Below are 16,148 nucleotides of genomic sequence, written 5' to 3' on the forward strand. Positions count from 1 at the left end.
TATAGGAGGTCGATCTATGCTACACCTTATTACTGTATCACTCGCTATTTTAATGGCACTACAAACCATATATTTCTTCATTCGGAAAAACGTCAATATGGGAGTTATGTTTTTACTAATAACTGCCGCCCTTCTTCTACTTAGCACAATTTAGTGGAACATTCGTCGCGACAGCTTGCTTTAACTCCTGTTGCATAATACCAATTCCAGTCGCACCTTCAAGTGGAAAACTGAAAGGCTGTTTACCGTCAGTAATACTCATTAGTAACCCTCTGAATTTTTTGCCGCCTAACATCGGGATTGGTTCAGAAGGGTTTATTTGTAGTTGCTTCCACTGTTCTTTCAGTTCATCAAGCTGAATTGTGTCTTCCCCTACCCCTTTCATCGTAAAACGGACATCATAGGTTTTTGCAACAATATCATCTGGTCTTAAAAATCCATATTTGGGGGATAAAATCAAATAATTATCCGCAAACTGTTCCGCATAAGCTTTACTTAAACGATGAAACGTTCCGGTATACACTTCACTTGCCTTAACTGGACCAATATCCGGAAGCTTATCCCAAATTTTCGGTTTTCCTGAGGCGATAATAATCAGGTTTGTTTTATTGGATATTCCCACATCATCACTCTTCCTTGTTTCTCTTCAGTATCTTTTTCTTTAATATGTACAAAATGATTATGCTTTAGTACTTGGATAGAAGCTTCGTTTTGCTCATAACATCTGGCAAATATGCGGTTAATGACGGGTTGATGTTCTAACCAATCAATCATACTAATGAGCGCTTCTGACATATATCCTTTATTTTGATAATCTGGGACAATACTGTAGCCAATTTCGATTTCTCCCGTTTCATCGGGGTTTCCTTGTCCGCCAATTTCACCTATAATTTTATTTTCTGTTTTTAATACGACTAAACGTGTCCATTTGATCATTTTATCGTCTTTTTTTACATTTTCTAATACATATGGCAAATAAAAAAAGAAATCAATTCCGGGCCAGTCAGGCGACACGTGGTAGCCGCTTGTTTTTTCTAAAGCTTCTGTCCCATTTATCGTTGCTTGAATCATTTCTAATGTGTAGTTTATTAAAATTAATCGATCTGTTTCCAAATTATCCACAGCAAAAACCTGACTTTCCTACTAATTTATTACTTTCAATTTAGCAGAATTTGCTATAAAAACGCAACTAATGTGTGATTTTTTATCCAAAATATTAATTAATTCGAGTAAAACTATAAAAATAAAACTATTCTGACTATATACTTGACCTTTCATTTTTGAATGCGCTTCCATTTAAGTTATAAGTCAAATATAAGACCAGGTACTAATTTAGTATAAAAGAGTAAGTTGCTTGAATTGTGCAAACTGACGGAAAACTTTCAAAATAACAATTGACAATCGCATGGCAACCATATATATTAAATAATAACATAACATTTCTTGATATTAATTTTTTTCAAAAATGTGCGACTAATCGGAAATCTAAAACCATTTAACGAAGGGGATAATGACTTATGAAAACGACCAAATCAGTCATTACAATTTTATTACTCTAAAAGGACTTTGAGCACTGTAGAAATTTACAGTAGTTTGAGTCCTGTTTACGTTAAATGGGATTCTGGCAAAGCATCCCATTGTTTTCATCATTGGGGTGCTTTTTCTTTAGCTAGATTTCAAGGTTTAAGCATAGAAAAGTAACTATCAAGCAAGCAACTACTTATTCATATATATTAATGCCACGCTATTTTGCAAATTCTAAAAATTCAGCGTCGGCAAATAATTCTTAATTAGAAATGGGGTAAAGTCATATGCGTAGTGACAAAATTAAAAAAGGTGTTGAACAGGCTCCAGCAAGAAGTTTGCTGCATGCCACAGGTCAAATCAAAAGTCCAGGTGATATGGATAAACCATTTATCGCTATTTGTAACTCTTACATTGATATTGTACCAGGTCACGTTCATTTGCGAGAACTTGCGGATGTGGCTAAAGAAGCTATTAGAGAAGCTGGCGGTATCCCATTTGAATTTAATACGATTGGTGTAGATGACGGCATTGCTATGGGACATATCGGTATGCGTTACTCCCTCCCTTCTCGTGAAGTAATTGCTGATGCTGCTGAAACCGTCATTAATGCACATTGGTTTGATGGTGTTTTCTACATTCCAAACTGTGACAAAATCACACCAGGTATGCTACTTGCTTCTGTCCGTACAAATGTACCTGCTATCTTCTGTTCTGGTGGTCCTATGAAAGCTGGATTATCTGCTCACGGAAAAGCCCTTACTCTTTCTTCCGTTTTTGAAGCGGTTGGTGCTTTTAAAGAAGGCAGTATGTCACAAGAAGATTTCCTTGATATGGAAGCAAACGCGTGTCCGACTTGCGGCTCGTGTGCAGGAATGTTCACTGCAAACTCAATGAACTGTTTAATGGAAATCCTCGGTATGGCTGTTCCGGGAAATGGTACAACGCTTGCTGTTTCGGATGCACGCCGAGAACTTATTAGAGAGTCAGCATTCCATTTAATGGATTTAGTGAAAAAAGATATTCGTCCTCGTGACATTATTACTAAAGATGCGATAGATGATGCATTTGCTCTAGACATGGCAATGGGTGGCTCTACAAATACTGTTTTACATACACTCGCCCTTGCAAATGAAGCTGGGATTGAAGATTACGATTTAGAACGTATCAATGACATCGCTAAACGCGTCCCTTACCTTTCCAAAATCGCCCCTTCTTCTTCTTACTCGATGCATGATGTTCATGAAGCTGGTGGTGTTTCAGCTATTATTAAAGAACTTGTTGATCTTGGTGGCGCTATTCATCCAGACCGCATAACAGTTACTGGGAAGACAATTAGAGAAAATGTTGCTGATGCAAAAATTAATAATACAGATGTTATCCATCCAAAAGAAAATCCTTATAGCCCAGTTGGTGGACTTTCCATGTTGTTTGGAAATATCGCACCAAAAGGAGCAACCATCAAAGTTGGTGGTGTAGATCCTTCCGTACAAGTTTTCAAAGGGGAAGCTATTTGCTTTAGTTCTCATGATGAGGCAGTTGAAGCCATTGATAATCATACGGTTCGCGAAGGTCATGTAGTAGTTATTCGCTATGAAGGTCCAAAAGGCGGACCAGGAATGCCAGAAATGCTAGCTCCAACATCTAGTATTGTTGGCCGCGGTTTAGGTAAAGACGTCGCACTCATTACAGATGGCCGTTTCTCCGGAGCAACACGCGGGATTGCAGTTGGTCACATTTCTCCTGAAGCTGCTGCTGGCGGTCCAATCGCACTTGTTCACGACGGAGATATTATCACAATTGATTTACCAAATCGGACGTTAAATGTAGATGTTCCAGATGAAGTTTTAGAAGAAAGAAGAAAAGAATTACCGAAATTTAAAGCCAAAGTAAAAACTGGTTATCTTGCAAGATATACTGCACTCGTAACAAGTGCTCACACTGGTGGTATTTTGCAAATTCCAGAAGATTTAATCGACTAAAAAAATGAGGTGATAAGCGTGATTGATACGACGAAGACAAATGAAAAAGCGACAAAAAAGCTAAATAAAAGTGGAGCTGAACTTTTAATTGACTCCTTGAAAAAACAACAAGTCGAAATGATTTTTGGGTATCCAGGTGGCGCTGTTTTACCTCTTTATGATGCCTTTTATGACTGTGATATTCCGCATATTCTAACGAGGCATGAACAAGGAGCGATTCATGCTGCTGAAGGTTATGCCCGCGTAACTGGGAAACCTGGTGTCGTTGTTGTAACGAGTGGACCTGGTGCAACAAATGTATTAACTGGTATTGCAGATGCGATGAGTGATTCTATTCCTTTAGTTATTTTTACAGGCCAAGTTCATACGCCTGGTATCGGAAAAGACGCTTTTCAAGAAGCAGATATGATTGGACTCACCATCCCAATTACTAAATACAACTACCAAGTTCGTGATGTTCGTGACTTACCAAAAATTGTCAACGAAGCTTTTCATATCGCAAATACTGGTCGTAAAGGTCCTGTTGTTGTTGATATTCCAAAAGATATGGGTATTACTCAAACGGATACGGTTCGTCCTGATACGATTGACTTGCCAGGTTATCAACCGACTTATTCACCTAATCCACTGCAACTCGAAAAATTAATGCAAGCTCTTTCCGCTCGTAGTAAGCCTCTTATTCTTGCAGGAGCTGGTGTAAACCATGCTAGAGCTACGGCTGAATTACTCGAATTTGCTGAACGTTATCAAATTCCTGTTGTTAATACACTGCTCGGTCTTGGCAGTTTTCCGCAAAACCATGATTTATTTCTTGGTATGGGAGGAATGCACGGTTCTTACGCAGCAAATATGGCGTTAACTGACTGCGATTTACTCATTAACTTTGGTTCAAGATTTGATGATCGCCTTGCTAGCGCGCCAAAAGATTTTGCTACGAAAGCAACCATTGCTCATATCGACATTGATCCCGCTGAAATCGGCAAAATTATCGAAACCCAAATTCCAATTGTTGCCGACATTAATGAAACACTCACACAACTGTTACAAATGGAACTACCGGTTCACCCAGATACATCACATTGGTACAAATTAAATATGACTCGTAAAAACCGTCATCCTTTTAATTTTGATAGGACGAAAAAAGCGGAAATTAAACCACAGCGTGTAATTGAACTTATTGGTGAAATTACGCAAGGTGAGGCGCTTGTTTCTACCGATGTTGGACAGCATCAAATGTGGACAGCTCAGTTCTATCCGTTCCAATTTGATCACCAAATTATTACAAGCGGTGGTCTTGGCACGATGGGCTTTGGATTTCCAGCAGCGGTCGGTGCACAACTTGCTTTCCCTGACAAAACAGTAGTCGCGGTTGTTGGTGATGGTGGTTTCCAAATGACTAACCAAGAACTAGCAATTTTAAACGATTATCAGATTAATGTAAAAACAGTCATTATCAATAATGGATCTCTCGGAATGGTTCGTCAGTGGCAAGAAAAATTCCACGATGAAAGATATTCCCATTCGATTTTCACGAGTCAACCTGATTTTGTGAAATTGTCTGAAGCATATGGGGTTAAAGGCGTTCGTTTGACGAATCCTGAAACGCTTGAAAAAGATTTAAGGAAAGCATTCGCGCACCCTGGCCCAATTGTCATTGATGTTCATGTTGCAAAAGATGAACTAGTACTTCCAATGGTTCCAAGCGGTAAACCAAATCACCAAATGGAAGGAGTGGAATAAATGCGCCGAATCATTACTGCTACAGTGAATAACTCATCTGGCGTACTAAATCGTATCACTGGGGTTATCTCCAGACGCCAATATAATATCGATAGTATCTCTGTTGGCTGGACCGAAATCCCGAATGTTTCTCGGATTACCATCGTCGTCCATGTCGACTCACTATACGAAATTGAACAAGTAACCAAACAGCTTAACAAACAAATCGATGTGCTCAAAGTAAGTGATATTACTGACGATGCGCACATCGAACGCGAACTAGCTTTACTCAAAATCAACTCCCCCGCTGCTTTACGTTCTGAGCTAAACGCAGTAATCGAACCATTTCGCGCCACCGTCATTGATGTCGGTACTAAAAATGTCGTCATTCAAGTAACTGGTACAAGCGAAAAAATTGATGCTTTCGTTGATACAGTTCGACCATATGGCATTAAACAAATGGCTAGAACAGGTGTAACTGGCTTTACAAGAAGTCCTAAAAAAATGGGCTGAAATCATTAACTACAGAGCAATTCGTTGCTTTGCTAGCATCAGAATAGCATCTCGCTCTTCTGAAATATAAAAAGAAACTAGTTGGAGGTTAGGAAAAATGACAAAAGTTTATTATGAAGATGCAGTAAAAAATAACGCACTAGAAGGTAAAACAGTAGCAGTAATCGGGTACGGTTCACAAGGCCATGCGCATTCTCAAAACCTACGTGACAATGGCAATAACGTTATTATCGGAATTCGCGAAGGTAAATCTGCCGAATCTGCGAGAAATGATGGCTTTGATGTTTATTCTGTTAGTGAAGCAGCTGAAAAAGCAGACGTTATTATGATTCTTTTGCCAGATGAAACACAAGGTGAAACGTATGAAAATGAAATCAAGCCTAACCTAAAAGCTGGCAATGCACTTGTTTTCGCTCATGGTTTTAATATTCATTTTGACGTAATTAATCCTCCAAGCGATGTGGATGTTTTCCTAGTAGCTCCAAAAGGTCCTGGTCACTTAGTTCGCCGTACTTTTGTCGAAGGTGGCGCTGTCCCTTCCCTATTCGCTATTTACCAAGATGCAACTGGAAATGCACGTGATACAGCTCTTTCTTACGCAAAAGGTATCGGCGCAACTCGTGCTGGCGTTATCGAAACAACTTTCAAAGAAGAAACAGAAACGGATCTATTTGGTGAACAAGCAGTTCTTTGTGGAGGCGCTACTCATCTTATCCAAGCTGGATTTGAAACACTAGTTGAGGCTGGCTACCAACCGGAACTTGCTTATTTTGAAGTACTACACGAAATGAAGCTAATTGTTGATTTGATGTATGAAGGCGGTATGGAAAAAATGCGCCACTCGATCTCTAATACAGCAGAATACGGCGACTATGTTTCTGGCCCTCGTGTTGTTACAGCTGATACGAAAAAAGCAATGAAAGAAGTACTTACCGACATTCAAAATGGTAACTTTGCTAAATCATTCATTGACGACAATAAAAATGGTTTTAAAGAATTCCATAGAATGCGCAAAGAACAACAAGGTCATCAAATCGAAAAAGTTGGTGCAGAACTTCGCGAAATGATGCCATTTGTAAAACCACAACATTAATACTTACCGCGGATTGCTAGGCGAGTTTTTCGCCTAGCAACCGTTTATCCTTTTTCAATATGAGTTTAAGCAAGAACGTGTTTCTTCCCTAAACTGATACTGAAAGCAGGAAAAATCCACGCTTCCCTATCTAATATAAAACAAGAGGTGAAATCGAATGAAGAAAATCCAGTTTTTTGATACTACACTTAGAGATGGCGAACAAACCCCTGGAGTTAATTTTGACGTAAAGGAGAAAATCCAGATTGCCTTACAACTCGAAAAACTTGGAATTGATGTGATTGAAGCCGGCTTTCCGATTTCTTCTCCTGGAGATTTTGAATGCGTCAAGGCAATTGCAAAAGCGATTAAACATTGTTCTGTAACAGGGCTAGCACGCTGTGTTGAAGCGGATATTGACCGCGCGGAAGAAGCGCTTAAAGACGCAGTTTCCCCGCAAATACATATCTTCTTAGCAACGAGCGATGTGCATATGGAATACAAATTAAAAATGAGTCGGGCGGAAGTTCTTGCTTCCATTAAACACCACATTAGTTATGCTAGACAAAAATTTGACGTTGTACAGTTTTCACCAGAAGATGCAACGCGCTCAGATCGTGCTTTTCTTATTGAAGCAGTTCAAACCGCGATTGATGCTGGAGCTACCGTTATTAACATTCCAGATACAGTCGGATACACTAATCCAACTGAATTCGGACAATTGTTTCAAGATTTGCGCCGGGAAATAAAGCAGTTTGATGATATTATTTTCGCGTCCCACTGTCATGATGACCTTGGAATGGCTACGGCTAACGCGCTCGCTGCAATTGAAAATGGTGCGAGACGCGTTGAAGGTACAATTAACGGTATCGGTGAACGTGCTGGAAATACGGCGCTAGAAGAAGTTGCCGTCGCACTTCACATCCGCAAAGATTTTTATCAAGCAGAAACAAATATTGTCTTGAATCAATTTAAAAACTCAAGTGATCTAATTAGTCGTTTGTCTGGTATGCCAGTTCCTCGTAATAAAGCCGTAATAGGTGGAAATGCATACGCACATGAATCCGGTATTCATCAAGATGGCGTTCTAAAAAACCCAGATACGTATGAAATCATCACCCCTGCTCTTGTTGGTGTTGATAAAAATTCTCTTCCTCTTGGCAAACTTTCTGGAAAACATGCCTTCAATACACGAATGGAAGAAATGGGTTATACGCTGAGTGAACAAGAACAAAAAGATGCTTTTAAACGTTTCAAACAGCTTGCAGATGCAAAAAAAGACGTGACCGAAGAAGACTTGCATGCGCTAATTCTTGGTCAATCTTCTGAATCTCATGATGCTTTCGAATTAAAACATTTACAAGTACAGTACGTTACTGGCGGTGTCCAAGGTGCCATCGTGCGGATTGAAGAACGTGATGGAGCGTTAATAGAAGATGCAGCAACCGGCTCAGGAAGCATTGAAGCCATTTATAATACTATTAACCGACTAATGAAACAAGATATTGAATTAACCGATTATCGTATTCAAGCGATTACAGCAGGCCAAGATGCCCAAGCAGAAGTCCATGTCGTCATTAAAGATGATAATGGCACTGAATTCCATGGTATCGGTATCGATTTTGATGTTTTAACAGCTAGTGCTAAAGCTTATTTGCAAGCATCCGGAAAAAGCAAAACGACAAGTAAGCAAGCAGATTTCGAGGAGGTAAAGTAACGTGGCATATAAAATTACTTCCTTAGCTGGCGACGGAATTGGACCGGAAATTATGGCTTCCGGAATCAAAATATTAGAAGCTATCGCTGCCAAATACAATCATACATTTGAAATTGAATCGCACCCTTTTGGAGGAGCCGGAATTGATGCAGCTGGTGATCCAATCCCTCCTGAAACTTTAAAATCCTGCCAAAATGCCGACGCAATTTTACTTGGGGCAATCGGTGGTCCTAAGTGGGATAATGCGCCTAAACGACCTGAAGACGGCTTACTTGCACTCAGAAAAGCGCTTGGTCTTTTCGCTAACATCCGCCCTATTCAAGTTCCTAGTTCGATAACACATCTTTCTCCTTTAAAAAAGGAAATTGTTGAAAATACTGATTTTGTTGTTGTTCGTGAGTTAACTGGTGGACTTTACTTTGGGGAACCAAAACATTGGGATGATGTGGCTGCTGTTGATTCTTTAACCTATACTCGCGTGGAAATCGAACGAATTATAGAAAAGGCATTCGAAATTGCATCGACAAGAAATAAAAAAGTAACTTCTGTTGATAAAGCAAATGTGCTAGCTTCAAGTAAATTATGGCGCAAAATTGCTGAAGAAGTAGCAAGTCGTCATCCAGATATTACATTAGAGCATTTGTACGTTGATGCTGCTGCAATGCTAATGATTCAGCGGCCAACGACATTCGATGTAATCGTAACGGAAAATTTATTCGGTGATATTTTAAGCGATGAAGCATCTGTTATCACTGGCTCACTTGGGATGCTCCCTTCTGCTAGTCACGCTGAAAATGGACCTTCTTTATACGAACCAATTCACGGATCTGCACCAGACATTGCTAATCAAAATATCGCCAATCCAATGTCAATGATTTCTTCTGTGTCAATGATGCTCCGTCAATCTTTTTCACTTTTTAAAGAGGCAGATGCGATTGATGCGGCTACAGCAAGAACGATGCAAGCTGGATTTTTAACTGCTGATCTTGGAGGTAATACTTCCACAACCGATTTTACAAATGAAGTTCTAAAACAAATTGAAGGAGGAGAATAAAATGGGGAAAACACTTTTTGATAAACTTTGGAACCGCCATGTCATTTATGGTAAAGAAGGTGAACCGCAATTATTATATGTTGACCTTCATTTGATTCATGAAGTTACTTCTCCTCAAGCGTTTGAAGGACTTAGAATGGAAAATCGACCACTGCGGAGACCAGATAAAACATTTGCTACAATGGATCATAATGTTCCCACTGAAGACATTTTCAACATTCAAGATTTAGTTGCTAAAAAGCAAATTGAAGCACTACAAACTAACTGCGAAGAATTCGGGGTAACACTAGCTGATATGGGTAGCGACCGTCAAGGAATCGTGCATATGGTTGGACCTGAAACTGGTCTTACTCAACCTGGAAAAGTGATTGTATGTGGAGATTCGCATACTGCAACACATGGTGCTTTTGGCGCGATTGGCTTTGGGATTGGTTCCAGTGAAGTAGAGCATGTTTTTGCGACCCAAACTATTTGGCAACAAAAACCAAAATCTATGGGTATTGAAATTAATGGAAAACTTCCCAAAGGCGTTTATGCAAAAGATATAATTTTGCATTTGATTGCCACATATGGCGTCGCTTTTGGAACAGGTTATGCGGTTGAATATTATGGCGAAACGATTCGCAATATGTCGATGGAAGAACGTATGACGATTTGTAATATGGCTATTGAAGGTGGCGCAAAAATGGGCATGATGGCGCCAGACCAAACTACTTTTGAATATGTTCGTGGTCGTGAATATGCTCCTTCTGACATGGAAAAAGCCATTCGTGATTGGGAAACGCTTAAAACTGATCCTGATGCGGAATATGACCTTCATATCGAAATGGATGCTAGCATTTTAGAACCATATGTCACTTGGGGAACAAATCCAGAGATGGGTGTCCCTTTTTCAAAAGCATTTCCGGAAATTAAAGATATGAACTATGAGCGAGCTTATGAATATATGGGACTAAAACCTGGTCAAACTGCAGAAGAAATCGAGCTTGGTTATGTGTTTATTGGTTCTTGTACGAATGCTCGGCTGTCTGATTTAGAAGAAGCAGCTCGTATCGTTAAAGGAAATAAAGTAAAAAATAATATTCGGGCACTAGTCGTTCCTGGTTCTCGCCAAGTTCGTAATGCAGCAGAAGCAATCGGCCTTGATAAGATATTTAAAGATGCCGGTTTTGAATGGCGTGAACCTGGTTGTTCGATGTGTCTCGGAATGAATCCCGACCAAGTTCCAGACGGGGTCCACTGCGCTTCTACTTCGAATCGTAATTTTGAAGGGCGCCAAGGTAAAGGAGCACGTACCCATCTTGTTTCACCAGCAATGGCTGCAGCGGCGGCAATTAACGGACACTTTATCGATATTCGAAAGGAGGCGGTTATTAGTGGAGGCAATTAAAGTACACATTGGTAAAACAGTTGCACTAATGAACGATAATATTGACACCGATCAAATTATTCCAAAAAGTTTCCTAAAGCGAATTGAACGGACTGGTTTTGGCGAATTTCTATTTGATAGTTGGCGCTACCTTCCGAATCGGAAACCAAACCCGGATTTTCCGCTCAATGCTCCTGACCGTCAAGAAGCAACGATATTAATTACAGGAGATAATTTTGGTTGCGGCTCTTCTCGTGAACATGCCGCATGGGCGCTACTTGATTACCGTTTCCGAGTGATTATCGCTGGAAGTTATAGTGATATTTTTTATATGAATTGTACGAAAAATGGCGTTCTTCCTATTGTTCTTCCTAGAGAAGCCCGTGAAAAATTAGCGAAAATCACTGCCGAGGAAAAAGTGACGATTGACTTGCCAAAACAACAAGTCATTAGTTCAGTTGGTACCTACCCATTTGAGATTGATGCTACATGGAAAAATAAATTTATTAATGGGCTGGATGATATTGCGATTACTTTTGAACATATTGACGCGATTAAAGCCTATGAGCAAAAAGTGGATTCCATATAAGAAAAGGTAGTGAGGATGATGGAGTTAGTTGATTTATTAGTGACAGAAGAAGATGTCGAAAAAGCCTATGATGTATTAAAACCAGTTGTCAAGCATACCCCGCTTGAATACGATTTTTACCTATCAGAAAAATATCATTGCAATGTATATTTGAAACGTGAAGATTTACAGCGGGTGCGTTCTTTTAAATTACGTGGTGCTTTTTATGCCATTTCTCGACTGTCAGCAGAACAGTTAGAAAAAGGAGTTGCCTGTGCAAGCGCTGGAAATCATGCCCAAGGAGTCGCCTATACTTGTAAACGTATGACGGTTCCGGCAACGATTTTCATGCCAACTACTACCCCACAACAAAAAGTATCGCAAGTGAAATTTTTCGGTGGAAGTAATGTGGAGGTTGTTTTAGTTGGTGACACGTTTGATGCATCTGCTACTGCCGCAAAAGAATTCGCAGCAGAACATGGTCAGACATTTATCCCGCCGTTTGATGATCCAGATATTATCGCAGGCCAAGGATCGCTCGCGGTTGAAATGGTAAAAGATTTAAATAAAGCACATGAGCAAGCGGATTATGTTTTTGCAGGTATTGGTGGCGGCGGCTTAATTAGCGGTGTGGCATCTTATCTAAAAGCGAAAAGTCCAATCACAAAAATTATCGGTGTAGAACCAGCTGGCGCGCCTTCGATGACAGAAGCATTAAAACAAAATCAAGTTGTGACTCTAGATAAAATCGATAAATTTGTTGACGGGGCTGCAGTGAAAGAAGTTGGAAGTTTAACATTTCAGCATGCAAAAGTCTTAGTTGATGAAGTGACAACCGTTTCTGAAGGAGCAGTTTGTTCAACAATTTTAGATATGTATACGAAGCAAGCGATTGTCGCCGAACCAGCTGGTGCTCTTTCCGTTGCTGCTCTCGAAACTTATCGTGAGGAAATCAAAGATAAAACAGTAGTCTGTATCGTTAGTGGCGGAAATAACGATATTAATCGAATGCAAGAAATTGAAGAGCGTTCCCTACTTCATGAAGGATTAAAACATTATTTCATCGTCAACTTCTCTCAACGCCCTGGTGCTCTAAAAGAGTTTGTAAATGATGTTCTTGGACCGCATGATGATATTACTAAATTCGAATATACGAAAAAAGTAAATCGAGGCAATGGACCTGTTATCATCGGTGTACTTTTACAAGATAAGAATGATTATGAAGGCTTGCTTGACCGGGTTGCTGCTTTTGATCCGAGTTATATACCGATTAATGATAACCAAACACTTTACACATTACTTGTTTAAAATGGGTTCTCGCATGAAGCGGGAGCCTATTTATATTACAGTTTATCTGTCTGTTATAGTAACAGTTTATTTTGAAAACTGGTTTAAAATCTTTTGTTTAAGGATATAAAGTAGTATAATGAACATATAGAAATTAGACTGTATTATTTAAAAACAACTTTTTATATATAACAATTCAAGGAGTGGCAATGATGGACACAGTAAGAAAAAATCGATTATTTCAGCATTCTACAATGGCAGCACTTGTTGGTGGTCTTTTTAGCGGAACGACAAGTTTTAAAGAATTACTACAACACGGTGACCTCGGCATAGGAACGCTTGACCAATTTGATGGCGAACTGATTATTTTGGATGGGGAAGCTTTTCAAATACGCTCGGACGGTCAAGCTTATAAAGTAAAACCGGAAGACACAACACCTTATGCGAGCACTACTTTTTTTGAAGCCGATACGTCTTTTACTGTTTCAGAACCTACTTCTAAACAAACTGTGGAAGAAAAAATCGCCGAATTAGTGCAAGGACCGAACGTTTTTTACGCGGTGAAAATGACTGGGAATTTCCGTTATGTGGACACTCGCGTTGTTCCAAAACAACAAAGACCATATCCGCCACTTATTGAAGCGGTGAAGGAACAGCCAACGTATCACTTTGAGTATATTACTGGTACAATTGTTGGTTTTTGGACACCTGCTTATATTAGTGGTATTGGGGTTTCCGGCTATCACGTACATTTTATTGATGATATGCGCAAAATCGGTGGTCACGTATTTGATTACGAAATGCTTGAAGGTACTGTTGAAGTCGCACAACAAACTGAATTCGAACTTCAGTTACCACAAACAACAGAATTTCTTAGAAGCGATTTAAGCACACCGGATATGTTAGAACAGATTGAAGCAGCGGAAAATTAATAAAAAAACTCCTCTAAAAAGTTTTAGAGGAGTTCTTTTTTTATTTTGCTGTTAAAGTTAAATAATCATCTGTTAGTGGCATATAGCCTGTTTTACTTTGATACGTTACTTTGTACCAAATACCATCATTTGTATCCATTTCTACTTTTACCGGAGTACCCGCAGGAATAACTTGAACTATGTCGCTATCCCATTTAGATTCACCACGTAAATTTAAATCTCCTACTGCATAATACGTTTTCAAGTTCAATGGTTTTTCGACTAAATAGTTATCACTTAAAATCATATAACCTTTTTTACCACCGTAAGTTACTTCATGCCAACCATTTATACTTGTTTTCGAATTAATAGTTACTTTTTCACCTTTTTCTACTACTTGAGAAATTTCACTATCCCATTTTGCTTCGCTACGTAAGTTTAAATTATCTTTTGCATAATAAGTTTTTAACACAGCAGTTTCAGATAAATATAAATCATTTAGCGGCATATAACCTGTTTTATTTTGATAAGTTACTTTGTACCAATTACCATCACTTGTGTTCATTTCAACTTTTACTTTAGCGCCTTCAGGTACCACTTGGCTTATGCTGCTGTCCCATTTAGATTCACTACGTAAATTTAATGTGTTAACTGCGTAATATGTTTTCAAATCTAGTGGTTCTGCTACAAGATAATTATTATTTAAAATCATATAGCCTTTCTTACCACCGTATGTTACTTCATACCAGCCATCGATACTTGTTTTCGAATTGACTGTTACTTTTTCACCTTTTTCTACTTTTTGAGTAACTTCACTATCCCATTTTGCTTCGCTACGTAAGTTTAAATTATCTTTTGCATAATAGGTTTTTAACACAGCGGTTTCAGATAAATATAAATCATTTAGTGGCATATAACCTGTTTTATTGTCATAGGTTACTTTAAACCAATTGCCAACATTCGTGTCCATTTCGACTTTGACAGCTCTACCTTCTGGAACCACTTGACTTATGCTACTATCCCATTTCGCCTCACTACGTAAATTTAAGCTACTCACCGCATAATAGGTTTTCATATTAAGCGCTTTTTCGACTAAATAGTTATCATTTAAGATCATGTAACCTTTTTTACCACCATAAGTTACTTGATACCAACCATTTACACTTGTTTTTAAATTAACTGTTACTTTTTCACCTTTTTGTACTTTTTGAGCAACGTCGCTATCCCAAGTTGCTTTTGTTCTTAGGTTTAAATTATCTTTAGCGTAATACGTTTTTAGAACAGTAGTTTTGGATAAATAATCATCTGTTAGTGGGATGTAACCTGTTTGGTTTTGATATGTTACTTTATACCAAGGACCACTATTTGTATCCATTTCTACTTTTACAGCTCTGCCTTCTGGTACAACTAAGCTAATGCTACTATCCCAGTTTGCTGCACTACGCAGATTTAAGGTACCAACCGCATAATACGTTTCCATATTCAAGGGATTTTCTACTAAGTAATTATTATTTAAAATCATATAGCCTGTTTTTCCGCCGTATGTTACTTGATACCAACCATTCACATTAGTTTTAAGGTTCACAGTAACTTTTTCACCTTTTTGTACTTTTTGAGCTACATCGCTATCCCATGTTGCTTTCGTTCTTAAGTTTATATTATCCTTGGCATAGTATGTTTTTATCACAGGTGTATCGGAGAAATAATTAGTTGTATTTAACATATAACCTTTAGTATTATTATAAGTTACCATACACCAACCATTCTTATCACTGTCTAAGTCAATAGATACTTTAGCGCCTTGTGGAACTTTTCCAGCTACTGAACTATCCCAGTTATTGCTAGATCGTAAATTTAAATCTGACACAGCATAGGCGGATTTAGATCCTTTTTTCTCGGAGAAATTGAAAAATCTTCCGTATCCAACAAAAATACTCTGCCAATAACTACTATTAATGTTGTCTATTTTGACTCCATCATTTTGAGCATTAATCATTTTACCATTACCTATGTATATTCCTACATGACCTTTGAAATATACTAAATCACCAGGTTTTTGATTACCATTTTTCACTTTATCAGCAGCTGAATATTGAGGAGCTGAAGTATTAGGAATTCTTACTCCTGTTACTTTTTCATAAACATATTGTGTGTAACCTGAGCAGTCGAAGTAATTTGGCCCTCTTCTCTTGTCCTGGTCTTGCGAATATGGTTTACCTAAATGTTTTTTAGCTTCTGCATAAAGCTCTTCAAATGTTTTATTTGTATTGGTTGCTGCACTTGCTTTAATTGTGAATGGGCTAAACAATCCCAGTACAATAGCAAAAATGCACAATACAGATATAATTCTTTTCATTTTTCCATCTCCCTTTATTTATGTTTCAAGGTAAAAACGATCGAGTTCTGCAATCGTTTTCATCTTGAAAAATAAT

General features: G+C 38.6%; 14 protein-coding genes. 11 read left to right on the forward strand and 3 right to left on the reverse strand.

Features of this window, described 5'->3' with window-relative positions; translation table 11 throughout:
• Positions 1-16: 16 nt before the first annotated feature.
• Positions 17-154: a hypothetical protein gene (locus PQQ29_RS10245; protein WP_003763184.1), complete on the forward strand. Its 138-nt coding sequence runs from the start codon at positions 17-19 to the stop codon at positions 152-154.
• On the opposite strand, the gene PQQ29_RS10250 is transcribed toward PQQ29_RS10245, so the two are convergent.
• Together PQQ29_RS10250 and PQQ29_RS10255 are read right to left on the reverse strand one after the other, a co-directional pair.
• Positions 137-622: a DUF6884 domain-containing protein gene (locus PQQ29_RS10250; RefSeq protein ID WP_070753716.1), complete on the reverse strand. Its 486-nt coding sequence runs from the start codon at positions 620-622 to the stop codon at positions 137-139. The two genes, PQQ29_RS10245 and PQQ29_RS10250, sit on opposite strands and share 18 nt — an antisense overlap.
• Positions 595-1,122 (reverse strand): GNAT family N-acetyltransferase, encoded by a 528-nt coding sequence (locus tag PQQ29_RS10255; RefSeq protein ID WP_010991744.1) that lies wholly within the window; start codon positions 1,120-1,122, stop codon positions 595-597. Before PQQ29_RS10255 ends, PQQ29_RS10250 begins: the two co-directional genes overlap by 28 nt.
• A 689-nt stretch (positions 1,123-1,811) precedes the next feature.
• On the opposite strand from PQQ29_RS10255, the gene ilvD reads away from it, so the two are divergent.
• From ilvD to budA, 10 genes are all read left to right on the forward strand, one after another.
• On the forward strand, positions 1,812-3,506 hold the full coding sequence (gene ilvD, locus PQQ29_RS10260) for a dihydroxy-acid dehydratase (RefSeq protein ID WP_003769508.1): 1,695 nt from the start codon (positions 1,812-1,814) through the stop codon (positions 3,504-3,506).
• Positions 3,507-3,524: 18 nt separating this feature from the next.
• Positions 3,525-5,246, forward strand: a complete 1,722-nt coding sequence (gene ilvB, locus PQQ29_RS10265; RefSeq protein ID WP_010991745.1) for a biosynthetic-type acetolactate synthase large subunit — start codon at positions 3,525-3,527, stop codon at positions 5,244-5,246.
• The gene (gene ilvN, locus PQQ29_RS10270; protein ID WP_003723150.1) at positions 5,247-5,738 is read left to right on the forward strand and encodes an acetolactate synthase small subunit; all 492 of its coding nucleotides are present in this window, start codon (positions 5,247-5,249) and stop codon (positions 5,736-5,738) included. It begins immediately after the preceding gene.
• A gap of 97 nt (positions 5,739-5,835) precedes the next feature.
• Positions 5,836-6,831, forward strand: coding sequence for a ketol-acid reductoisomerase (gene ilvC / locus PQQ29_RS10275; RefSeq protein WP_003727977.1), 996 nt, complete (start codon positions 5,836-5,838; stop codon positions 6,829-6,831).
• 157 nt (positions 6,832-6,988) lie between these two features.
• Positions 6,989-8,527 (forward strand): 2-isopropylmalate synthase, encoded by a 1,539-nt coding sequence (locus tag PQQ29_RS10280; protein ID WP_003769513.1) that lies wholly within the window; start codon positions 6,989-6,991, stop codon positions 8,525-8,527.
• 1 nt (position 8,528) lies between these two features.
• The gene (gene leuB / locus PQQ29_RS10285; RefSeq protein WP_033532886.1) at positions 8,529-9,581 is read left to right on the forward strand and encodes a 3-isopropylmalate dehydrogenase; all 1,053 of its coding nucleotides are present in this window, start codon (positions 8,529-8,531) and stop codon (positions 9,579-9,581) included.
• A 1-nt stretch (position 9,582) separates the two neighbouring features.
• Positions 9,583-10,971 (forward strand): 3-isopropylmalate dehydratase large subunit, encoded by a 1,389-nt coding sequence (leuC, locus tag PQQ29_RS10290; RefSeq protein WP_010991748.1) that lies wholly within the window; start codon positions 9,583-9,585, stop codon positions 10,969-10,971.
• Positions 10,958-11,539 (forward strand): 3-isopropylmalate dehydratase small subunit, encoded by a 582-nt coding sequence (leuD, locus tag PQQ29_RS10295; RefSeq protein ID WP_010991749.1) that lies wholly within the window; start codon positions 10,958-10,960, stop codon positions 11,537-11,539. The genes leuC and leuD overlap by 14 nt, the downstream gene beginning before the upstream one ends.
• Before the next feature lie 18 nt (positions 11,540-11,557).
• On the forward strand, positions 11,558-12,826 hold the full coding sequence (gene ilvA / locus PQQ29_RS10300; protein WP_010991750.1) for a threonine ammonia-lyase: 1,269 nt from the start codon (positions 11,558-11,560) through the stop codon (positions 12,824-12,826).
• A gap of 191 nt (positions 12,827-13,017) precedes the next feature.
• A complete protein-coding gene (gene budA / locus PQQ29_RS10305; RefSeq protein ID WP_003769517.1) occupies positions 13,018-13,737 on the forward strand; it encodes an acetolactate decarboxylase in 720 nt (239 codons plus the stop codon).
• Positions 13,738-13,777: 40 nt separating this feature from the next.
• Here the strand turns inward: budA and PQQ29_RS10310 are convergent, their stop codons facing one another.
• The gene (locus tag PQQ29_RS10310; protein WP_010991751.1) at positions 13,778-16,072 is read right to left on the reverse strand and encodes an SH3 domain-containing protein; all 2,295 of its coding nucleotides are present in this window, start codon (positions 16,070-16,072) and stop codon (positions 13,778-13,780) included.
• Positions 16,073-16,148 lie beyond the last annotated feature (76 nt).

The organism is Listeria innocua, from assembly GCF_028596125.1.
Taxonomy (GTDB): Bacteria; Bacillota; Bacilli; order Lactobacillales; family Listeriaceae; genus Listeria; species Listeria innocua.